We start from the raw sequence: 21,053 nt of genomic DNA on the forward strand, positions 1-21,053 counted from the left end.
CTCACCGTCACCGTTCCCCGCCCGCCGCTACGCGGACCGCACCGGGGGGAGGAACCCGACCCGTTCGTACGCGGTGCGCAGCGTGTCGACCGCCACCGCCCGGGCCTTCTCCGCGCCCCGCGCGAGCAGCTTGTCGAGCTGGGCCGGGTCGTCCAGGTAGCCGTTGGTGCGCTCCTGGATCGGGGTGACGAACTCCCGCACCACCTCGGCGAGGTCCTTCTTGAGGTCGCCGTAGCCCCGGCCGTCGTACGCGGCGACCAGGTCGTCGATGCCGCGTCCGGAGAGCGCGGAGTAGATGGTGAGCAGGTTGGAGATGCCCGGCTTCCCCTCCGCGTCGAAGACGATCTCGCGGCCGGTGTCGGTGACCGCCGAGCGGATCTTCTTGGCCGAGCGGGCCGGGTCCTCCAGCAGGTCGATGATGCCGGCCGGGGCGGAGAACGACTTCGACATCTTGGCGGTGGGGTCCTGGAGATCGACGATCTTGGCGGTGTCCTTCACGATGTGCGGCACCGGCACCCGGAAGGTGGGGCCGAACAGCGAGTTGAACCGCTGCGCCAGGTCACGGGAGAGCTCCAGGTGCTGCCGCTGGTCCTCGCCGACCGGCACCGCGTGCGCCTGGTAGAGCAGGATGTCGGCGGCCTGCAGGATCGGGTAGGTGAACAGGCCGACGCTGGCCCGGTCACTGCCCTGCTTCTGCGCCTTGTCCTTGAACTGGGTCATCCGGCCGGCCTCGCCGAACCCGGTGATGCAGCCGAGCACCCAGGCGAGCTGCGGGTGCTCGGGCAGCTGCGACTGGACGAACAGGGTGCTGCGTTCCGGGTCGATGCCGAGCGCGAGGAGCTGCGCGGCGGCCACCCGGGTGCGCTGCCTGAGCACCTGGGGGTCGTGCCCCGCGGTGATCGCGTGCAGGTCGACGACGCAGTAGAACGCGTCGTGGCTGTCCTGCAGCGCCACCCAGTGCCGCAGCGCGCCCAGGTAGTTCCCGAGGTGGAACGAGTCGGCCGTCGGCTGGATGCCGGAGAAGACGCGCGGGCGGGCGGGTACGTCGGACATGGCGGCAATTCTGTCAGCAAGCCCCCGGGTCCGTCATGACGGGCCGGCGGGTCGGGCGGGCACGGGCGGGCACGGGCCGCTGACCTCGCGCCGGGGCTCGGGCAGCCGGCGTACGGAGACCGCCAGGCGGGACACCCGCCGGCCGTCGAGCGCCAGCACCCGCAGTAGCCAGCCCTCCGGATCGGCGGCATCCGGCCCGTCGGCCGGGTCGTCCCGCACCGGCACCTCGTCGCCGACCACCGGCAGGCGGCCCAGCGCGGCCATCACGTACCCGCCGACCGTCTCGTAGGGGCCGGCGGGCAGCGGCACCCCGGTGCGTTCGGCGAAGTCGGCCAGGTTGAGCCCGCCGTCGACCACGGCGGGCAGGCCGGCGGGCCCCGGATCGGGCGGCCCGTGGCGTCCGTCGCGGATCTCCCCGACCAACTCCTCCACCAGGTCCTCGCAGGTGACGATGCCGGCGGTGCCGCCGTACTCGTCGACCACGACGGCCAGGTGGTGCCCTTCCCGACGCATCTCGGTGAGCGCCGCCAGCACCCGTTTGCTGCCCGGCAGCCGCTTCACCTCGCGGGCCAGCGCGCCGACCACGACCCGGCCGGCCGGCTCCGGGCGCAGCAGCACGTCCCGCAGGTGCACCAGGCCGACGACGTCGTCGTGCGTACCGTCCACCACCGGATAGCGGGTGTGCGGGTCGGCCCGCACCAGCCGCTGCGCCTCGGCCACCGGCAGGCCGGCGGCGAGGAAGACCACCTCGGTGCGGGGCACCATCACCTCGCGGACCAGCCGCGCGCCGGCCACCAGCACCTCGTCGATGATCCGGCGTTCGTCCGGGTCGAGCAGCGTGTTGGCGGCGACGAGATCGCGCAGGTCGGCCTCGCTGATCCGTTCCCGCCCGGCGGTGGGGCTCGCCCCGAGCAGGTCGGTCACCACCCGGGTGGCGCCGTCGGCGGCCCGCACCACGAGCCGGGCCACGGCCCGGGCCAGCGGGCCGGATTCGCGTCGGGGCCGCCCCGACGGTCGCCGCCGGGGCCCGGGACCACCCGCTTCCCGCATGACAAGCATGGTAGACAGCGACCGGCGCCAGCCCGGCCCGATGTGCGGATCTGTTCAATCCTGGTGGATCGTGGTGGAATGGAGTGACACTCACTCGACCCGCCGCGCCGTGGCCGCCGGCCGTAGGGTGATCACAAACGGCCGACACGGACGCGGCCAGGCAGGAGGATCGACGTGAAACTGCTCGTCACCGGCGGCGCCGGCTACATCGGCAGCGTGGTGACCCGGATGCTGCTCGACCACGGCCACCAGGTGACCGTGCTGGACGACCTGCGCACCGGCCACCGCGAGGCGCTCGCCCCCGACGCCACCCACGTCGACCTGCCGGTGCACGAGGCCGCCCGGGTGCTCACCCCCGACGCCGGGTTCGACGGCGTGCTGCACTTCGCCGCCCTGATCGCCGCCGGCGAGTCGATGCTCCGCCCCGAGCTCTACTGGCACACCAACACCGTCGGCTCGATCGCCCTGATCGACGCCGTCCGCGCCGCCCGGGTGCCCCGGATGGTCTTCTCCTCGACCGCCGCCGTCTACGGCAACCCCACCGAGCTGCCCATCCCGGAGACCGCCGTCAAGGCGCCCACCAACACGTACGGGGCGACCAAGCTGGCCGTCGACATGGTGCTCACCTCCGAGGCGGTCGCGCACGAGCTGGGCGCCGTCTCGCTGCGCTACTTCAACGTCGCCGGGGCGTACCTGCGCGACGGGACGGCGATCGGCGAACGGCACGACCCGGAGACGCACCTCATCCCGATCGCGCTCGACGTGGCGGCCGGCCGGCGCGAGAAGCTCCAACTCTTCGGCGACGACTACCCCACCGTCGACGGCACCTGCGTCCGCGACTACATCCACGTCGAGGACCTCGCCCGCGCCCACCTGCTCGCGCTCGACGCCGCCACCGGAGGCCGGCACCGGATCTACAACCTGGGCAACGGCAACGGCTTCACCAACCGCCAGGTCGTCGACGTGGTCCGCGAGGTCACCGGCCACCCGGTGCCGGTCGAGGTGGCGCCACGCCGCGAGGGAGACCCCGCCGAGCTGGTCGCGTCGTCCGCGCTGGCCCGCGACGAGCTGGGCTGGGTGCCGGAGAAGCCGACCCTGCACGACATGGTCGGCGACGCCTGGGCGTTCTACCGCGACCACCGCACCGGGCCCACCTCGTGAGTGGCGACGTCGCGGACCGCGCCACCGAAGGCTTCCGGCAGCGGTACGCCGCCGAGCCGGCCGGCCACTGGGCGGCTCCCGGGCGGGTCAACCTGATCGGCGAGCACACCGACTACAACGACGGCTTCGTGCTGCCCTTCGCGCTGCCGCTGCGTACCGTGGTCGCCGCGGCGCCCGGCCCGGACGCGCGCTGGACGGTCTGGTCGGAGCTGGACGATCAGCCGGTCGAGTTCGGCGCCGCGGAGGCCGACGAGCCCGGCCGGGTCGACGGCTGGGCCGCCTACGTGGCCGGCGTGGTGTGGGCGCTGCGGGCCGCCGGCCTCGACGTCCCCGGCGCGCGGCTCGCCATCGCCTCCGACGTGCCGGTCGGCTCCGGCCTCTCCTCGTCGGCCGCCATCGAGGCGGCGGTGCTGGCCGCGCTTGTCGACCTCGGTGGGCTCGACCTGCCCGCCGACCGCTGGCCCCGGCTCGCCCAACGCGCCGAGAACGAGTACGTCGGCGCGCCCACCGGGATCATGGACCAGTCCGTGGTCGTCCGGGGCCGGGCCGGTCACGCGCTCTTCCTCGACTGCCGCACCGAGGAGGTCGAGCAGATCCCGTTCGACCTGGACGCGGCCGGGCTGGCCGTGCTGGTGATCGACTCCCGCGCGCCGCACCGGCACGCCGACGGCGAGTACGCGGCCCGGCGCAGGAGCTGCGAACGGGCCGCCGCGACGCTCGGCGTGACCGCGCTGCGCGACGTACCCAGCGACGGTCTCGACGCGGCGCTGGCCCGCCTCGACGACGACGAGACGCGGCGCCGGGTCCGGCACGTGGTCACCGAGAACCAGCGGGTGCTCGACACCGTCGCCTTGCTGCGCGCCGACCGGGTCCGGGAGACCGGTCCGCTGCTGACCGCCTCGCACACCTCGATGCGCGACGACTTCGAGATCACCGTTCCGGAGATCGACACCGCGGTCGAGGCGGCGCTCGCGGCCGGCGCGTACGGCGCGCGGATGACCGGCGGCGGGTTCGGCGGCTGCGTGCTCGCCCTGGTCGACGCGGACGCCGCCGAGGAGGTGGCCGCCGCCGTCACAGCCGCGTACGCCGACCGCGGCTTCACCGCCCCCCACACCCTGACCGCCCGCCCCGCCCCCGGCGTCACCCGGCTGTAAGGAGGGGCCCCTTCCTAACGCCTGGCGTCGAGAAGGGGCCCCATCTCACCCGAGAACGTCAGGCGGCCTCGACGATCATGCCGGCGCCTACCGTACGGTTCGTGGCCTCGTCGATGATGACGAAGCCGCCCGTGGTGCGGTTGCGGCGGTACTCGTCGGCGAGCAGCGGCACCGTGGTGCGCAGCCGGACCCGGCCGATCTCGTTCAGCTTCAGCTCGGCCGCCGTCTCGTCCCGGTGCAACGAGTTGACGTCCAGCCGGTAGTGCAGCTCCCGCACGATCGTCCGCGCCGAACGGGTGGTGTGCTTGATCGCGTACCGGCCGCCGACCTGCAACGGCCGGCTCTCGTCCATCCAGCAGACCATCGCCTCGATGTCCTGCGCGACCATCGGGGCGTTGTTCGGCCGGCAGATCAGGTCGCCCCGGGAGATGTCGATCTCGTCGGTCAGCCGGACCGTCACCGACATCGGCGGGAACGCCTCCTCCACCGGGCCGTCGGCGGTCTCCACCGCGGCGATCCGGCTGGTGAAGCCGGACGGCAGCACCATCACCTCGTCGCCCGGCTTGAGCACGCCGGAGGCCACCTGGCCGGCATAACCCCGGTAGTCGGTGACGGTGGTGGACTGCGGCCGGATCACGTACTGCACCGGGAACCGCACGTCGACCAGGTTGCGGTCCGACGCGATGTGCACCCGCTCCAGGTGGTGCAGCAGCGACGGTCCCTCGTACCAGGGCATGTTCTCCGAACGGGTGACGATGTTGTCACCGCGCAGCGCGGAGATCGGCACCACGGTCAGGTCCGGCGCGTCGAGCTTCGCCGCGAACGCGGTGAACTCGTCGGCGATCCGCTCGAAGACCTCCTGCGACCAGTCGACCAGGTCCATCTTGTTGACGCACAGGACCAGGTGCGGCACCCGCAGCAGCGAGCAGAGGAACGCGTGCCGGCGGGACTGCTCCACCAGGCCCTTGCGCGCGTCCACCAGGATCAGCGCCAGGTCGGCGGTGGAGGCGCCGGTGACCATGTTCCGGGTGTACTGGGTATGCCCCGGCGTGTCGGCGATGATGAACTTCCGCCGCGGCGTGGCGAAGTAGCGGTACGCCACGTCGATGGTGATGCCCTGCTCCCGCTCGGCGCGCAGGCCGTCGGTGAGCAGCGCCAGGTTGGTGTATTCGTCGCCCCGCGCCGCGCTGACCGCCTCGACCGCGGCGAGTTGGTCGCTGAAGAGCGACTTCGTGTCGTACAGCAGCCGGCCGATCAGGGTCGACTTGCCGTCGTCGACGCTGCCGGCGGTGGCGAACCGCAGCAGGTCCATCGGCCGTGCGGCGGTCTCACCATCGGCCGGCGCCCAGGTGTCGACACTCATCAGAAGTAGCCCTCTCGCTTGCGGTCCTCCATGGCGGCCTCGCTGACCCGGTCGTCGCCGCGGGTCGCGCCGCGCTCGGTGATCCGGGTGGCGGCCACTTCCTCGATCACCTTCTCCACCGTGTCGGCGTCCGAACGGACCGCCGCGGTGCAGGAGGCGTCACCCACGGTCCGGTACCGCACCTGGGCCTTGAACGGCTGCTCACCGGCGCGGGCCCGGAAGAACTCGTTGACCGCGTAGAACATGCCGTCGCGCTCGATCACCTCGCGCTCGTGCGCGAAGTAGATCGCCGGCAGCGGGATCCGCTCCCGGGCGATGTAGTGCCAGACGTCCAGCTCGGTCCAGTTGGAGAGCGGGAACACCCGGATCGACTCGCCGGGGTGGTGCCGGCCGTTGTACAGCGACCACAGCTCCGGGCGCTGGTTTTTCGGGTCCCACTGGCCGAACTCGTCGCGGAAGCTGAACACCCGCTCCTTGGCCCGGGCCTTCTCCTCGTCCCGCCGGGCGCCGCCGAACAGCGCGTCGAAGCGGTGCTTCTCCACCGCGTCGAGCAGCACCGGGGTCTGGATGCGGTTGCGCATGCCGTCCGCCGACTCGCGGACCATTCCCTTGGTCAGCGCCTCCGGCACGCTGGCCACGATGAGGTGCAGGCCCAGCTCGGCGACCCGCTGGTCGCGGTACTCGAGCACCTCGGGGAAGTTGTGCCCGGTGTCCACGTGCATCACCGGGAACGGAATGTTGGCCGGCGCGAACGCCTTCTGCGCCAACCGGAGCATCACGATCGAGTCCTTGCCACCGGAGAAGAGCAGGACCGGCCGCTCCATCTCGGCGACGACCTCGCGCATCACGAAGATGCTCTCCGCCTCGAGCGCGTCGAGGTGCGACACCTGGTACGCGGCGGGGGACGTCATGACACGAACTCGATTCGCTCGGATCCGTACATCGGATTCCAGACCTTTCCGGTCGGAGTCGTGAAGAAGAACGCTCAGGTTACCCGGAATGACGCTGCAACGCCGCAAGCAACCGACTCGCGAGATCCTTGCGGCAGACCAGCAGATCGGGTAGGCGCGGGTCGGCCTCGTTGTATTTCAGCGCAGAACCGTCGATCCGGGAAGCGTGCAGTCCGGTGGCCGTCGCCACAGCGACCGGAGCGGCCGAGTCCCACTCGTACTGGCCGCCGGCATGGATGTACGCGTCGACCTCGCCGGTCACCACCGCGGCGATCTTCGCACCCGCCGAGCCCATCGGAACCAGATGAGCGCCGACGTCCGCTGCCAGATCGGTCAGGAAAACCGGCGGACGGCTACGACTGACCGCCAATCGGACGGTCCGTGCGTCGCCGGCCGTGGCCGCCTCCACCGTCATCGGCGGGTACGCCGGCGGGTGGTCCGTGCCCAGCACCCGGTGCTCCGCCGGCAGACCCACCGCGCCCGCCACCAGACCGTGCGGCGTGGGCGCGTGCCGCGACCAGAGCGCCACGTGCACCGCCCAGTCGGCACGCCCCTCCTCCGCGTACTCCCGGGTGCCGTCCAGCGGATCGATGATCCACACCCGGTCGGCGGTCAGCCGGGACATCGCCTCCCGGCTCACCTCGGCCGTCCAGGCCAGCCGCGAGCCCTCGTCCTCCTCCGACAACACCGCGTCCGCCGGGCGCCACCGGGCCAGCTCGGTCCGGATCAGGTCGTGCGCGACCTTGTCGCCGGCCGACGTCAGCGCCCCGGCGTCCGCGAAACCCAACTCCGCGCGCAGGTCCGTCAACGCCTGCCCCGCCCGCGACGCCAACCAGCGGGCGAACGCGCCGTCGATCATCGGAGGACTGCCCATGGTGTCACCGCTCCCGTCGCCGGCCCCGCTCACGTCGCGAGGCGCAGACTACCGGCCGGCACACCGGGAGCCGGTCAAGCCCCGTGGTACAGGTTCTGCGTCGGCTCCACACCCTTGGTGACCACCGACTCCACCACGTCCGCCGCGCGGTCGACCAGGAACTCCAACTCCTTGCGCTCCGCGGCGGAAAAATCCGAGAGTACGTAGTCGGCCGGGTCCTGCCGGCCCGGTGGCCGCCCGATGCCGAACCGCACCCGGACGTAGTCCTTCGTACCAAGCGACTTCGACATCGACCGCAGCCCGTTGTGGCCGCCCTCGCCGCCGCCGCACTTCACCCGCACCTGCCCGTAGCCGATGTCCAGCTCGTCGTGCACCGCGATCACCCGCGCCGGGGGGATCTTGTGGAACTGCGCCAGCCCGGCCACCGGCCCACCGGAGAGGTTCATGTAGGTGAGCGGCTTCAGCAGCACCAGCTTCGGGCCGCCGAACCCCAACCGCCCCTCGGCGGCCTCGGCCATCGCCCGCTTGTGCCGCCCGAACTTCGCACCCACCCGCGCCGCCAGCAGGTCGGCCACCATGAACCCGACGTTGTGCCGGTTGGCCGCGTACTCCCGACCGGGGTTACCCAGGCCGACCACCAGCCACGGCCCCGCCTCGTCCGTCACCCCGACGCCCCTTCCCGCTCGCTTCCCCGACGACCCGCCCCGATACGCCGACAGGCGCCCCCGAAACCCGGGGACGCCTGTCGCACAACCTGCGGACCGATCAGGCCTCGGTCTTCGCCTCGGCAGGGGCCTCCTCGCCCTCGGCGGCCGGAGCACCCTCCGGCGACTCGGCGGTCTCCTCGCCGGTCTCGGCCTCGGCCTCCTCGGTGGCCACCTCGACCTCGGGGAGGGTGGCCTCGAGCTGCTCGGCGGTCGGGGCGGCGGTCACCGAGGCGACAGCGGTCTCCTCGTCGGTGGCCAGCTCGACGCCGGACGGCAGCTCGACGTCGGCGGCGGTGATCGTGGTGCCCGGCTCGGCGCCCTCGATCGACGCCTCCAGGTGGTCCGGCACCTTGGTGGCGTCGGCGGTCACCGAGAGCGTGTCGTGGTCGTGCACGATCAGGGTGTCCTTCGCGGCCTCACCGGTCAGCTGGACCGGGACCTCGACGGTGACCTTCTCGCCCCGGCGGACCAGCAGCAGGTCCACGTGCTCGAAGGAGTCCTTGATCGGGTCGCGCTGGATCGCCTTCGGCAGCGCCAGCACCTGGGTGCCGTCACTGACCTCGATCGCGAAGAGCTGGTTCGCGCCGCCCTTACGGATCGCGGCGGCGAACTCCCGCGCCGGGAGCGCGATGTGCTTGGGCTTCTCGCCGTGGCCGTAAAGCACGGCGGGCACCTTGCCGGCCCGGCGGGTACGACGGGCACCACCCTTGCCGAACTCGGTACGGGGCTCGGCGCTGATCTTTACCTCGGACACGGGGAAACTCCTGATACTTCGCTGCGGCGGCTTGTCGTCTGGCGGTGCTGGGCGAGGGGCTCGCTGGGGCTCAAGGTCATGAACGACCGCCCTGAGCACCGCGTCGATGACGGCGCCTCCGTGCGGTGCTTTCAGCAGCCCGCCGGGCACCCTCGCCGTGGCAACCGGATTAGTCTACCCGAGCGAATTCCGCGCCCGCCGGCAGTCCCCCACTATCACCACGCCGGCCGGTCCGCAGCGCAACGGCCCGGCCGCCGGACCACGCCGGCGACCGGACCCCACGGTCAGCTCAGGCCACCGAACAGGGTGGTCACCGAACCGTCGTCGAAGACCTCCCGGATCGCCCGCGCCAGCAGCGGGGCGATCGACAGCACGGTCAGCTTGTCGAGCTGCTTCTCCGGCGGCAACGGCAGCGTGTTCGTCACCACGACCTCGCTGATCGGGCTGTTCTTCAACCGCTCCGTCGCCGGGTCCGACAGCAGCGCGTGCGTCGACGCGACCACGATCTCCGCCGCCCCGGACTCCTTCAGGATGTCCGCCGCCTTGGAGATCGTGCCACCGGTGTCGATCATGTCGTCCACGATCAGGCACACCCGGCCCTCGACCTCACCCACCACGCGGTTCGCCACCACCTGGTTCGGCTTCAACGGGTCCCGGGTCTTGTGGATGAACGCCAGCGGGCAACCACCCAGCCGGTCCGTCCAGCGCTCCGCCACCCGCACCCGGCCCGAATCCGGCGCCACCACCGTCATCGGCCGACCCGCGTACTTGTGCTCCACGTACTCGGCGAGCACGTCCATCGCGAACAGGTGGTCCACCGGGCCGTCGAAGAAGCCCTGGATCTGCGCGGTGTGCAGGTCCACGGTCAGGATCCGGTTCGCGCCCGCGGTCTTCAGCAGGTCGGCCACCAGCCGCGCCGAGATCGGCTCCCGACCCCGGTGCTTCTTGTCCTGCCGCGAGTAGGGGTAGAACGGCAACACCACGGTGATCCGCTTGGCCGAACCACGCTTCAGCGCGTCCACCATGATCAGGGTCTCCATGACCCACGTGTTGACCCCGTGCGTCACGGACTGCACCACGAAGGCGTCCGAACCACGGACCGAGTCCTTGAACCGTACGAAGATCTCACCGTTGGCGAACTCGTAGGCGTCGGCGGGCGTCGGCGCGACGCCGAGCACCTCACCGATCTCCTTGGCCAGCTCCGGAAAACCCCTCCCGGAGAAGAGCATCAGGCTCTTGCGGTTCTCGGCGACGATGCTGCCCATGGGCCCGTCTGCTCCCGTATGTCGGTGGTGCCCGGCGCGGCCGGGGACTGTTCGGTTGCAGTATCCCCCGGGTTCACCGGTCCACCCACCGCCCGGCGGTCCCCGTGGATTCAGTCACCTTCGCTTGCGGCCCCGCCCGCCCCGGCCTCGCCGTCGCGGGCCTGCCGGGCCGCGTCCGCCGCCGCCGTGCCGGCCCGCTTGCGCAGCACCCAGCCCTCCACGTTGCGCTGCTGACCGCGCGCCACCGCCATCGCGCCCGGCGGCACGTCACCGGTGATCACCGAACCGGCCGCGGTGTACGCGCCGTCGCCCACCCGCACCGGGGCCACGAACATGTTGTCCGCCCCGGTACGCGCGTGACTGCCGATCGTGGTGTGGTGCTTGTGCACCCCGTCGTAGTTGACGAACACCGTGGCGGCGCCGATGTTGCTGTGGTCGCCGATCGTCGCGTCCCCCACGTACGACAGGTGAGGCACCTTCGAGCCCTCACCGATCGTCGCCTTCTTGGTCTCCACGAACGTGCCGACCTTCGCCTTGCGGGCCAGCCGCGACTCCGGCCGCAGGTACGCGTACGGGCCGACGCTGGCCTGCGGGCCCACCTCGGCGCCCACCGCGTGGCTGCGCACCACGCTCGCGCCCTCGCCCACCGTGGTGTCGACGAGCGTGGTGTCCGGGCCGACCGACGCGCCCGCGCCGACCGTGGTGGCACCCCGCAACTGGGTGTTCTGGTCGACCACCGCGTCCCGCTCCAGCGTCACCGTCACGTCGATCCAGGTGGTGTGCGGGTCGAGGAGGCTCACGCCGGTACGCATCCAGCCCTCGTTGACCCGGTCACGCAGCAGCCGGCGCAACCCGGCCAGCTCCACCCGGTCGTTGCAGCCCAGCGTCTCCACATGGTCGGCCGCCCGGTGCACCGCCACCGGCTCGCCCGCGTCCCGGAGCAACGCGAAGACGTCGGTGAGGTACTCCTCACCCTGGTCGTTGTCGGTGGAGAGCTTGCCCAGCGCCTCCCGGAGCCGGACCGCGTCGAACGCGTAGATGCCCGCGTTGATCTCCCGCAGCGCACGCTGCTGCGGCGTGGCGTCGCGCTCCTCGACGATCTGCGCCAACCGCCCGTCCGTGTCCCGCACGATCCGGCCCAGGCCGGTCGGGTCCGGCACCTCGGCGGCCAGCACGGTCGCCGCGGCGGCGGCGTCCTCGTGTGCCTCGACCAGGGCCCCGACGGTCTCCGGCCGCAGCAGCGGCACGTCGCCGTTGATCACCACGACGGTGCCGGCCACGTCCGGCACCGCGTCCAGCGCGATGCGGACCGCGTGCCCGGTGCCGAGCTGGCGCTCCTGGAGCACCGGCGTGGCGGCCGGGGCCACCTCGGTCAGGTGCGCCCGCACCTGGTCGGCGCCGTGGCCGACCACCACCACGGTGCGGTCCGCGCCGAGCGGCCCGGCCGCGGCCAGGACGTGACCGAGCAGGGTCCGGCCGAGCAAGGGGTGCAGCACCTTGGGCAGGGACGACTTCATCCGCTTGCCCTCACCGGCGGCGAGCACGACAACGGTGCGGAGGTGGGGCTGGGACACGACTTGGCTCCCGTCGGGACGGCGACAGTCTCGCGGTCATGCTAACCAGAGCAGCGGGCAGCTTGCCGCGTACCCCACGAAGGGCACCTATACCTGAAACTGCTCGGCCGCCAGGATTCGAACCTGAAACACAAGAACCAAAATCTTGGGTGTTGCCAGTTACACCACGGCCGAAGGGGAACGCTGACAGCTTACCGGGTCTGGCTGACCTCCGGATGCCTCGGATCGGGCGCATCGCCACCGAGCAGCCACCCCCGTAGCGTCACTGGGTCCACGTGCCGGCGGAGGCTGTTCATGCATCGCCCATCGCCGTCAGGGCCGTCTCGATGCCGGCGATCAGGCCCTCGACCCGCCAGTAGAGCTGCCGGCTGCGCGGAACGGTGATCACCAGGCATCCCCGGTAGCTCTCGCCGCTGTTCCGCCGCACCGTTGTCGGGCTGTGCCGTTTGAGCGTCGCTCGGGTGAACCGCTCCAGCGGAAGCCCTAGCCGCTCCGCCCACCAGTGCTCGGTCGCCTCGACCTCGCCTGACTCGTGGATGAGCAGTCGGTAGCTCGCCCCCTCGCGGTTGACCCCACAGGCGGCGAGAAACGCCAGGAACAGCGCGAGCAACAGGGGGTCGCTGTTGACGAACTCCAGCCGATCCTGCGATCGCCACGGCTTCGACTTGCTTCCCTCGCACCAGTAGATCGCCGCACCCAGCACCAGCAGATCCCGCTCGCCGAGGCCACCCACCGCAGCCGCGGCCCGGGCCTGCACGGCAGCCTGCTCCGCGTCCCGCGCCTCCCGGTAGGCGCCCCAACGCGCCTCCGTCATCACCTTCGCGTGCGCCCGCCGCCGCTCGGCCGTCGCGGCGTCCGGGTCCAGCGGCAGGTGCCGCACCCACTGGTAGGCGGTGGACTTCGCCACGCCGAGCCGCACCGCGATCCGGTTGACCGACCACCCGGTCGCGCGCAGCCTGAGCGCCTCGGCGCGGGCGTCGTCCCGGGCCCGGGGGCGGCGGGTCCACTTCGGCGGCGGCACGCCGCGCAGCAACGCGTACGCCCGGTTGCGGCCGATGCCGAGCCGGGCCCGGATCTCCACGACGGAGAGGTGTTCCTCGACGCGCAGCCGGCGCGCCTCTGCCGCGAGCGGATCGGTCACCACCCCAACTTAGAACAGGTGTACGACAATGCGCCGCCGGTCGGCCGGTGCGGACCGCGCCTGGCAGGATGGGGTGGGTGACCGACGTTCCCGGCAGCGACCGCGCTCGCCGGCGGGCCGTCCCGGCGGCCAAGCCCCGGGTGCGGATGTCCGCGGCGCAGCGGCGCGAGCAGTTGATCTCGATCGCCCGGCAGATCTTCGCCGAGCGCGGGTTCGACGCCACCTCGATCGAGGAGGTGGCGTCGCGGGCCAAGGTCTCCAAGCCGGTGGTCTACGAGCACTTCGGCGGCAAGGAGGGGCTCTACGCGGTGGTGGTGGACCGGGAGGTCCGCTCGCTGCTGGACCGCATCACCACGGCACTGACCGCGGGCCATCCGCGCGAGCTGCTGGAGCAGGCCGCGTTGACGCTGCTGACCTACATCGAGGAGGAGACCAGCGGCTTCCGGGTGCTGGTCCGGGAGTCGCCACTGATGTCGGCGACGGGCAACTTCAGCAGCGTGATGAACGACGTCGCACACCAGGTGGAGCACATCCTCGGCGCGGAGTTCTCCAGCCGGGGGTACGACCCGAAGCTGGCCGAGCTCTACTCGCAGGCGCTGGTGGGCATGGTGGCGTTGACCGGGCGCTGGTGGCTGGAGGTGCGCAGGCCGCGCAAGGAGACGGTGGCGGCGCACCTGGTGAACCTGGCCTGGAACGGCCTGTCGCACCTGGAGTCGAAGCCGGGGCCGATCCAGGGTTAGCGGTTGCCCTCGGCGAGCGGGTGGTAGCGACGGCGGCGCTCCTCCTCGGCGTGCTCGGGCGGCCCGACCTTGTCGTAGAGCCCGGTGGCGAGCAGGATCAGCCCGAACAGCAGCGACACGATGACGGTGGACATCGAGAAGTTCAGGAAGTTCGCCGGGGTCTGGAGCACGGCCATCATCAGGATGCCGGTGATCAGGAAGACCGCGCCGGCGGTGAGGTTCATGTAGTGCCCGAGGTTGTTCCGGCGAGACGCGCCGATGATCAGGACCGCGCCGAAGACCACCGAGACCAGCGAGAAGGCCAGGTTGGTGCGCAGCCCGAGGGCGTAGGTGTCCTGCCGGCTGAACAGCCCGTCGCCCCAGGTCGCGAACACGCCCCAGACGCCGAAGGCCAGGATGTAGAGGCCGATCAGCCCGGACAGCACCCGGTAGAGCGGTCGCGCGGGGTGGTTCACCGGGAAGTGCGCCATGGTGCCCTCCAGCCGTGGAGACTGATTCGGGGCAATTGTCCCCCGGGGCGTCCGGTTCCGTACCGGGAAACGCCGAAGGCCCGGCGCGGACGCCGGGCCTTCGGGGTGGATCGGGATCAGAGCACCAGGCGGGCCTTCTGCCAGGCCTCGTGCTCGTCGTCGGTGCCGACCTTGCCGTACATGCCGGCCACCAGCAGGACCAGCGACAGCGTCAGGACCACGACGACGGTCATGATCGAGAAGTTGAGGACGTTGGCGTCCGTCTGGAGGAACGCCAGCGCGGCCAGGCCGATGACCATGAGCGTGTACGCCAGCCACTGGTTGACCGCCACGTCGAGGTTGCGGCCGATCGCGGTGCCGACCAGGATCACCGCGCCGATCAGGATCGACAGCAGCGAGAAGCCCATGTTGGTGCCCTGGCCGAGCACCCTGGTGTCGTCCTGGGCGAAGAAGTCGTTGCCGGCGCTGGCGATGATACCGAGGCCGCCGAAGACGACGAAGTACAGACCAACGAGCCCGCCGATCGCCCGGTAGATCGGCCGCGCGGGGTGGTTGACGGGGGTGTGGGCCATCTCAGCGTCTCCAAGACCGTTCGGATGAGGGTTCCTCGGTGATTGTCCCGTACGGCGGTCAGTGACGCCGCACACCCCCCACGCCTCAGCCGGCGGGCAGTTCCTCGGCCAGCGCCAACCAGGTCTCCTCGGTGCGGTCCCGCTCGGCCCGGACCTCCTTGAGCTGGGCGTCAAGCTCGGCGACGCGGGCATAGTCGGTGGCGTTGGCGGCGAGTTGCTCGTGCAGGCCCGCCTCCTTCTGTTCGAGCTTGGCGATCTGCCGTTCCAGCCGGTTGAGTTCCTTCTTCGCGGTGCGTACCTCGGCGGCGGACAGCCCGTCGCGGGCCGCCGCGGCGGTGCTGCCTGGGGTGAGGTCGGCCGGTGCCGGGCCACCGGCCGCGGCGGCCCGGGCCAGGTATTCGTCGATGCCGCCGGGCAGGTGCACGAGCCGCCCGTCGCCGAACATGCCGTACGCGACGTCGGTGACCCGCTCGATCAGGTAGCGGTCGTGGCTGGCCACCACGATGGTGCCGGGCCAGGAGTCGAGCAGGTCCTCCAGCGCGGCGAGCGTGTCGGTGTCCAGGTCGTTGGTGGGCTCGTCGAGCAGCAACACGTTGGGCTCGCCGGCCAGCAGGCGCAGCATCTGGAGGCGGCGGCGCTCGCCGCCGGACAGGTCGCTCACCGGCGTCCAGAGCCGCCGGTCGTCGAAGCCGAAGATCTCGGCGAGCTGGGACGCGCTGATCTCCCGGTCGCCGAACTGCACCCGGCGGGCCACCTCCTCGACGGCTTCCAGCACGCGCAGGTGGCCGGGGAGTTCGGCGAGTTCCTGGGAGAGGAACGCCGGCCGCACGGTCTGCCCGGCGGCGAAGCGCCCGCCGTCGGCGCGGGTCACGCCGGCGAGCAGCCGCAGCAGCGTGGTCTTGCCGGCGCCGTTGCGGCCGAGGATCGCGATCCGGTCACCGGGGCCGACCTGCCAGGTGGTGTCGCGCAGGATCTCCTTCGGGCCGGCGTGCAGGGTGACGTGCTCCAGGTCGTACACCTGCTTGCCGAGCCGAGCGGTGGCGAGCCGTTGCAGCGACATGGTGTCGCGCGGTTCCGGCACGTCGGCGATGAGCGCGTTCGCGGCGTCGATGCGGAACTTGGGCTTGGAGGTCCGCGCCGGCGGTCCCCGCCGCAGCCAGGCGATCTCCTTGCGGAGCAGGTTCTGCCGGCGGGCCTCGGTGGCGGCGGCGATCCGCTGCCGCTCGACGCGGGCCAGCGTCCACGCGGCGAAGCCGCCCTCGTACGCCCGGACGGTCCGGTCGGCGACCTCCCAGGTGGTGGTGCAGACGGCGTCGAGGAACCAGCGGTCGTGGGTGACCACGACCAGCGCGCCCTTGCGGGTGACCAGGTGCCGGGCCAGCCAGTCGACGCCGCCGACGTCGAGGTGGTTGGTGGGCTCGTCGAGGACGAGCAGGTCGGCGTCGCGGACCAGCAGCGCGGCGAGCGCGACCCGGCGGCGTTCCCCGCCGGACATGGTGCCGACCGCGGCGTCGAGGCCGAGGTGGGGCATGCCGAGGCCGTCGAGGATGGCCCGGACGCCCGCGTCGCCGGCCCATTCGTGCTCGGCGCCCATGCTCTCGCCGAGCCACGCGGTGCCGAGCACGACGTCCCGCACGGTGAGGTCTCCGGCCAGGTCGAGGCGCTGCGGCAGCCAGGCGACCCGCAGGTCGCGGCGGTGGGTGACCCGGCCGTCGTCGGGTTCCTCGGTGCGGGTGAGCATCCGCAGCAGCGTCGACTTGCCGGCGCCGTTGAGACCGACCACGCCGATCCGGTCGGCGTCGTCGAGGCCGAGCGAGACGTCGGTGAGCAGCGGCCCGGCGGCGCCGTACCCCTTGGACACCCGGTCCAGGTTGACGATGTTGGCCACTGGCTCACCTTTCACACGACTCAGGCGCCCCGGGGTCCGGGACGCCTGAGTCAAGGGTACGGGGCGTCAGACGATGCGGGCGCCGTGCACGGGCCCGTGCGCGACCCGCGCCTCCCGGCACACTCCGGCGGCGGTCAGCTCGTCGGCGATCCGCTCCGCGTCGGCGGCGTCGGCGGCGAGGAACACGCAGGTGGGCCCGGAGCCGGAGACGATGCCGGCGAGCGCGCCGGCGGCCTCGCCGGCCTTGAGCGTCCCGGCCAGCGCCGGGCGCATGGCCAGCGCGGCGTCCTGGAGGTCGTTGCCGAGCGTGGCGGCGAGCACTCGCGGGTCCCGCTGGCGCAGCGCGCCGAGCAGCGCGTCGGTGCTGCCCAGCGGCGCGCCGGCGGCCCCGGTGTCGCGCAGCCGGTCCAGTTCGCGATAGGCGGCCGGGGTGGAGAGGCCGCCGTCGGCGATGGCCACCACCCAGTGCCAGGAGGTGGGGCGCGCCAGCACCGGGCTGACCGCCTCGCCCCGGCCGGTGCCGAGCGCGGTGCCGCCGTGGATCAGGAACGGCACGTCGGAGCCGAGGTCGGCGGCGATGCCGGCCAGTTCGTCGCGGGACAGGCCGGTGCCCCAGAGCGCGTCGCAGGCGACCAGCGCGGCGGCGGCGTCGGCGCTGCCGCCGGCCAGCCCGCCGGCGAGCGGGATGTGCTTGCGCAGGTGCAGCCGGGCGTGCGGGGCGACCCCGGCGTAGCCGGCGAGGGCGTGCGCGGCGCGCAGCACCAGGTTGGTGTCGTCCAGGGCCAGCTCGCCGGCGCCCTCGCCCTCCATGGTGAGCGCGAGCGTGTCGCCGCGGCGGGCGGTCAGCTCGTCGTAGATGGAGATCGCGTGGTAGATGGTGTTCAGCTCGTGGTAGCCGTCCCGCCGCAGCGGTCCCACCCCGAGGTGCAGGTTGACCTTGGCGGGCACCCGCACCCTGACCGGGCCGCTGGAGCCGCGCCGCTGCCCGTCCTCGTCCTCCGGTCGCCAGGCCTCGGTCACCGGGGGAGCTCCCGTGGGCGCAGGCGGGTGTCGAACGGCTTCTGCACGGTCAGCTCCTCGGCGGGGTCGGGCAACGGCGCCAGCCTACTGGGCCCCGGCGGAGCCGTCCGGGGCCGACGCGGCGATGGCGGCGAACTGCTCGACGGTGAGCGACTCGCCGCGGGCGCCCGGGTCCACGCCGGCGGCGGTGAGCGCGGCGGCGGCCCGGTCCGCGCCGCCGGCCCAGCCGGCCAGCGCGGCGCGCAGCGTCTTGCGGCGCTGGGCGAACGCGGCGTCGACCACCGCGAAGACCGCCCTGCGGGGTACGTCGGGTCGGGGCGGCTCGCGGCGGGTGAACGCGACCAGGCCGGAGTCGACGTTGGGCACCGGCCAGAACACGTTCGGCGGGACCTTGCCGGCGGCGCGGGCGCGGGCGTACCAGGCGAGCTTGACCGAGGGGATGCCGTACACCTTGGAGCCGGGACCGGCGACGAGCCGGTCGGCGACCTCCTTCTGCACCATCACCAGGCCGTGCCGCAGCGTGGGCAGCTCGGCGAGCAGGTGCAGCACCACCGGCACGGCCACGTTGTAGGGCAGGTTCGCCACCAGCGCGGTGGGGGCCGGGTCGCCCAGGTCGGCGGCGGTGACCCGCAGCGCGTCGGCGGGGTGCACGGTGAGCCGGGCGGCGTCCGGGCCGGCGAACCGGTCGGCGGTGCCGGGCAGCGCGGCGGCGAGCGCCGGGTCGAGTTCCACGGCGTGCACGTGCGCGGCGACCGGCAACAGCGCCAGGGTGAGCGAGCCGAGCCCGGGGCCGACCTCCAGCGCCACGTCGTCCGGGGCCAGCCCGGCGGTGGTGACGATCCGGCGCACCGTGTTCGGGTCGTGCACGAAGTTCTGGCCGAGTTTCTTGGTCGGCGTGACGCCGAGCCGCGCGGCGAGTTCCCGGATCTCCGCCGGGCCGAGGAGTCCGGTCACGCCCCGTAGCGTAAGCGTCCGCCCGTTCGTGAAAGGAGGGGCCCCTTCTTAACGCCTGGCGTCGAGAAGGGACCCCTTCTCACCGCCACGGGCCGAAGGCGCGCTCACCGTTGGTCGACAGCGCGGCGCAGAGTTCGTCCAGGTCGGCGCCGGTGGTGTCGGCCAGGAACCGGACCGTCAGCGGGATCAGGTACGACGCGTTCGGCCGGCCCCGGTACGGCATCGGGGTCAGGTACGGCGCGTCGGTCTCCACCAGCATCTGATCCGGCGGGGTGACGGCGGCGGCCTCGCGCAGCGCGGCGGCGCTGCCGAACGTGACAGTGCCGGCGAAGCTGAGCAGGTGGCCCCGGCGCGCGCACGCGCGGGCGAAGTCGGCGTCGCCGGAGAAGCAGTGCATCACCACGGTGTCCGGGGCGCCCTCGTCGTCGAGGATGCGCAGCACGTCGGCGTGCGCCTCGCGGTCGTGGATGACGAGCGCCTTGCGGTGGCGCTTGGCGATGGCGATGTGCGCCCGAAAGCTCTCCTCCTGCGCGGCCCGACCCGCCTCGCCGGTGCGGAAGAAGTCCATCCCGGTCTCGCCGATCCCACGGACCCGGTCCCGCCCGGCGAGCGCCTCGATCCGGCGCAGCGCCTCGTCCAGGTCGGCGAGGCGGGGCGCCTCGTTGGGGTGCAGCGCCACGGTGGCCAGCACCGCGGCGTACCGGTCGGCGACGTCGGCGCTCCACTCGGACGACGCGATGTCCACGCCGACCTGGACGAGCCGGTCCACGCCGGCGTCGGCGGCGACCGCGAGCGCGGCGGCGACCGGGTCGCCGTCGCCCGCGCCGCCCGAGGAGGAGCCACCGTCGCCGCCGGGGGGTACGCCGTACTCGCCGACGGTGATGTCGAGGTGGGTGTGGCTGTCCGGTACCGGCATCGGCAGCGGCTCGGGGGCGGGTGGGAACTCGCCGGCCCGGCGGGCGGCGCGCTGCTTGCGGGTCTCGGTCTGCTCGGTCATCGCGGCCAGCATCACACACTCGCGCCGGGCCGCGTTCCCGGACCGCCACCGGCCGTTCACACGCCCCACATCTGGCCGGCCTAGCGTCCCGGAAATGACCGTCACGGACCGTACCGGCGGCGCCGCCTCCGAGCGGACCGGGCTGCGCGTGGCGTACGACGGGCGCGTGCACCCGGCCGAGGAACTCGCCCGGGGCGCGGCGTACGAGCTGTTCAGCGCCGACGAGGTGCCCGGCTTCGAGTGGTGTCCCCGGCCGGGTGGCGGCCTGCCCTGGCGGAAGTTCGTGCACGCGACCGAGGTGGAGGCGGTGCACGGGGCGGCCGAGCCGACCGAGGAGCCCGACTCGCCGCTGCTGATGCCGGTGCACCGGGACCGGGGCTGGGCGTACGTGCACCAGCTCAGCCAGCGGCCGGCGGCGGCGGGCGACCCGACGCTGGCCGCGGTGCGGGCGTCGGCGGTGATCCGGCCGGGCACCCGGATGGTGAAGGTGCTCTCCGCCCGGCAGCTCGCCGGTTACGTGCGGGGCTGGTTGCCGCACGGCTTCTGCTACCGGGAGCACGACGTGGCGCACCTGCGGACGCCGGCGGGGCTGGCGGTGCTGCGCGGCGACTCCGAGGGCGGCGACGTGGCGTACGCGTTGCGGTGGCGGGCCGCCGACCCGTCCGACTACGACGTCCCGGTCGGCCCGGCGCACCGCGGGCTGACCGCCCTGCCGCCCCGGGACCGGATCGGGCCGCCGGTGCTGGGTACCGGGTTCGTGCCGAGCGACGGGCAACTCGTCCCGGAGTTCGCCACCCGGGACTTCGCCGACCTGCCGGTGCCGGCCAACGCCACGCTGCTCGCCTACCCGGCGGAGGGGGTGGAGGTGGTGCTCTACACCTATCAGGCGGAGCAGCGCGGCTGGCTGCGGCTGGCCGGTCCGCAGTGGCGGCACCTGCTGGCCGCGGTGCCCGGCCTCGCCGCCGACCAGGAGTACGTGCCGACCGGCGACGCGCCGCGCTCGACCCGGCTGGTCGGCGCGTACGCCGGGGCCGAGTACGAGGCGGTGGCCGACCAGCCCGGCGGGTTCCGGGTGCTGGCGATGACCCGGGCGGCCCGCTATCCGGTGGACGCGGTGGCCCGGCGGCTGCGGACTGCCGTGTGGCGCGGGGTGCCCTGTCTGGTGCTGCGGGAGGAGGCGGGCTGGCTGCGGTTGCGGCTGCGTCGCCCGGATCCGGACGCGGTGGCGGTGACCGGGGCGCAGTGTCACGAACGGGGCGTCTACGAGGTGTGGGCGCCGGGTGGCGAGCTGACCGAGGACCGGGTGGTGGACCTGCCGTACCCGCGCCGCGACGCATAGCCGGCGGCGGGTGGGGAAGGCGTGGGC

Annotated in this window: 20 protein-coding genes and 1 tRNA gene; 4 read left to right on the plus strand and 17 right to left on the minus strand. The window is 72.9% G+C overall.

The window, feature by feature from the left end; genetic code table 11:
- Positions 1-27: 27 nt before the first annotated feature.
- Both trpS and AB0B02_RS00930 read right to left on the minus strand, forming a co-directional pair.
- Positions 28-1,053: a tryptophan--tRNA ligase gene (gene trpS, locus AB0B02_RS00925; protein WP_281942988.1), complete on the minus strand. Its 1,026-nt coding sequence runs from the start codon at positions 1,051-1,053 to the stop codon at positions 28-30.
- 33 nt (positions 1,054-1,086) lie between these two features.
- Positions 1,087-2,103, minus strand: a complete 1,017-nt coding sequence (locus AB0B02_RS00930; protein ID WP_281942990.1) for a hemolysin family protein — start codon at positions 2,101-2,103, stop codon at positions 1,087-1,089.
- Between the two features lie 174 nt (positions 2,104-2,277).
- Here AB0B02_RS00930 and galE point away from each other — a divergent pair, with 174 nt between their 5' ends.
- Both galE and galK read left to right on the plus strand, forming a co-directional pair.
- Entirely contained in the window at positions 2,278-3,264 is a 987-nt protein-coding gene (gene galE, locus AB0B02_RS00935) for a UDP-glucose 4-epimerase GalE (RefSeq protein ID WP_281942992.1), read from the plus strand.
- Positions 3,261-4,418 carry a galactokinase gene (gene galK, locus AB0B02_RS00940; RefSeq protein WP_357292452.1) on the plus strand — a complete coding sequence of 386 codons (1,158 nt, stop codon included), beginning with the start codon at positions 3,261-3,263 and terminating at the stop codon, positions 4,416-4,418. Before galE ends, galK begins: the two co-directional genes overlap by 4 nt.
- Positions 4,419-4,476: 58 nt before the next feature.
- Here the strand turns inward: galK and cysN are convergent, their stop codons facing one another.
- From cysN to AB0B02_RS00985, 9 genes are all read right to left on the minus strand, one after another.
- Positions 4,477-5,781, minus strand: coding sequence for a sulfate adenylyltransferase subunit CysN (cysN, locus tag AB0B02_RS00945; protein ID WP_281942995.1), 1,305 nt, complete (start codon positions 5,779-5,781; stop codon positions 4,477-4,479).
- Positions 5,781-6,692, minus strand: coding sequence for a sulfate adenylyltransferase subunit CysD (cysD, locus tag AB0B02_RS00950; RefSeq protein ID WP_357292462.1), 912 nt, complete (start codon positions 6,690-6,692; stop codon positions 5,781-5,783). Before cysD ends, cysN begins: the two co-directional genes overlap by 1 nt.
- Before the next feature lie 79 nt (positions 6,693-6,771).
- Positions 6,772-7,605: an inositol monophosphatase family protein gene (locus tag AB0B02_RS00955; protein WP_357292471.1), complete on the minus strand. Its 834-nt coding sequence runs from the start codon at positions 7,603-7,605 to the stop codon at positions 6,772-6,774.
- A 74-nt stretch (positions 7,606-7,679) separates the two neighbouring features.
- On the minus strand, positions 7,680-8,270 hold the full coding sequence (gene pth, locus AB0B02_RS00960) for an aminoacyl-tRNA hydrolase (RefSeq protein ID WP_281943002.1): 591 nt from the start codon (positions 8,268-8,270) through the stop codon (positions 7,680-7,682).
- Between the two features lie 100 nt (positions 8,271-8,370).
- Positions 8,371-9,066: a 50S ribosomal protein L25/general stress protein Ctc gene (locus AB0B02_RS00965; protein WP_281943004.1), complete on the minus strand. Its 696-nt coding sequence runs from the start codon at positions 9,064-9,066 to the stop codon at positions 8,371-8,373.
- 284 nt (positions 9,067-9,350) lie between these two features.
- Positions 9,351-10,331 (minus strand): ribose-phosphate diphosphokinase, encoded by a 981-nt coding sequence (locus AB0B02_RS00970; protein ID WP_107157145.1) that lies wholly within the window; start codon positions 10,329-10,331, stop codon positions 9,351-9,353.
- Positions 10,332-10,441: 110 nt separating this feature from the next.
- Complete coding sequence (gene glmU / locus AB0B02_RS00975; protein ID WP_357292498.1) at positions 10,442-11,905, minus strand: bifunctional UDP-N-acetylglucosamine diphosphorylase/glucosamine-1-phosphate N-acetyltransferase GlmU; 1,464 nt, start codon at positions 11,903-11,905, stop codon at positions 10,442-10,444.
- A gap of 102 nt (positions 11,906-12,007) precedes the next feature.
- Positions 12,008-12,079 (minus strand) — tRNA-Gln (locus tag AB0B02_RS00980).
- A gap of 118 nt (positions 12,080-12,197) precedes the next feature.
- On the minus strand, positions 12,198-13,046 hold the full coding sequence (locus AB0B02_RS00985; protein ID WP_357292503.1) for a helix-turn-helix domain-containing protein: 849 nt from the start codon (positions 13,044-13,046) through the stop codon (positions 12,198-12,200).
- Between the two features lie 77 nt (positions 13,047-13,123).
- Here AB0B02_RS00985 and AB0B02_RS00990 point away from each other — a divergent pair, with 77 nt between their 5' ends.
- A complete protein-coding gene (locus AB0B02_RS00990; RefSeq protein ID WP_281943008.1) occupies positions 13,124-13,786 on the plus strand; it encodes a TetR/AcrR family transcriptional regulator in 663 nt (220 codons plus the stop codon).
- Here the strand turns inward: AB0B02_RS00990 and AB0B02_RS00995 are convergent.
- The 6 genes from AB0B02_RS00995 to AB0B02_RS01020 form a co-directional block, all read right to left on the minus strand.
- A complete protein-coding gene (locus AB0B02_RS00995) occupies positions 13,783-14,256 on the minus strand; it encodes a DUF4383 domain-containing protein (RefSeq protein WP_357292513.1) in 474 nt (157 codons plus the stop codon). The two genes, AB0B02_RS00990 and AB0B02_RS00995, sit on opposite strands and share 4 nt — an antisense overlap.
- Before the next feature lie 116 nt (positions 14,257-14,372).
- Positions 14,373-14,828 carry a DUF4383 domain-containing protein gene (locus AB0B02_RS01000; protein WP_281943012.1) on the minus strand — a complete coding sequence of 152 codons (456 nt, stop codon included), beginning with the start codon at positions 14,826-14,828 and terminating at the stop codon, positions 14,373-14,375.
- An 85-nt stretch (positions 14,829-14,913) separates the two neighbouring features.
- Positions 14,914-16,716: an ABC-F family ATP-binding cassette domain-containing protein gene (locus AB0B02_RS01005; RefSeq protein WP_357292522.1), complete on the minus strand. Its 1,803-nt coding sequence runs from the start codon at positions 16,714-16,716 to the stop codon at positions 14,914-14,916.
- Positions 16,717-16,782: 66 nt separating this feature from the next.
- Positions 16,783-17,736, minus strand: coding sequence for a 4-(cytidine 5'-diphospho)-2-C-methyl-D-erythritol kinase (locus tag AB0B02_RS01010; protein ID WP_357292530.1), 954 nt, complete (start codon positions 17,734-17,736; stop codon positions 16,783-16,785).
- A gap of 84 nt (positions 17,737-17,820) precedes the next feature.
- A complete protein-coding gene (gene rsmA, locus AB0B02_RS01015; protein ID WP_281943015.1) occupies positions 17,821-18,690 on the minus strand; it encodes a 16S rRNA (adenine(1518)-N(6)/adenine(1519)-N(6))-dimethyltransferase RsmA in 870 nt (289 codons plus the stop codon).
- Between the two features lie 79 nt (positions 18,691-18,769).
- Entirely contained in the window at positions 18,770-19,699 is a 930-nt protein-coding gene (locus AB0B02_RS01020) for a TatD family hydrolase (RefSeq protein WP_357292542.1), read from the minus strand.
- Positions 19,700-19,781: 82 nt separating this feature from the next.
- Here AB0B02_RS01020 and AB0B02_RS01025 point away from each other — a divergent pair, with 82 nt between their 5' ends.
- The gene (locus AB0B02_RS01025) at positions 19,782-21,026 is read left to right on the plus strand and encodes a hypothetical protein (protein ID WP_357292549.1); all 1,245 of its coding nucleotides are present in this window, start codon (positions 19,782-19,784) and stop codon (positions 21,024-21,026) included.
- Positions 21,027-21,053 lie beyond the last annotated feature (27 nt).

Source organism: Micromonospora sp. NPDC049240 (assembly GCF_040647835.1).
In the GTDB taxonomy this organism is placed as follows: Bacteria; Actinomycetota; Actinomycetes; order Mycobacteriales; family Micromonosporaceae; genus Micromonospora.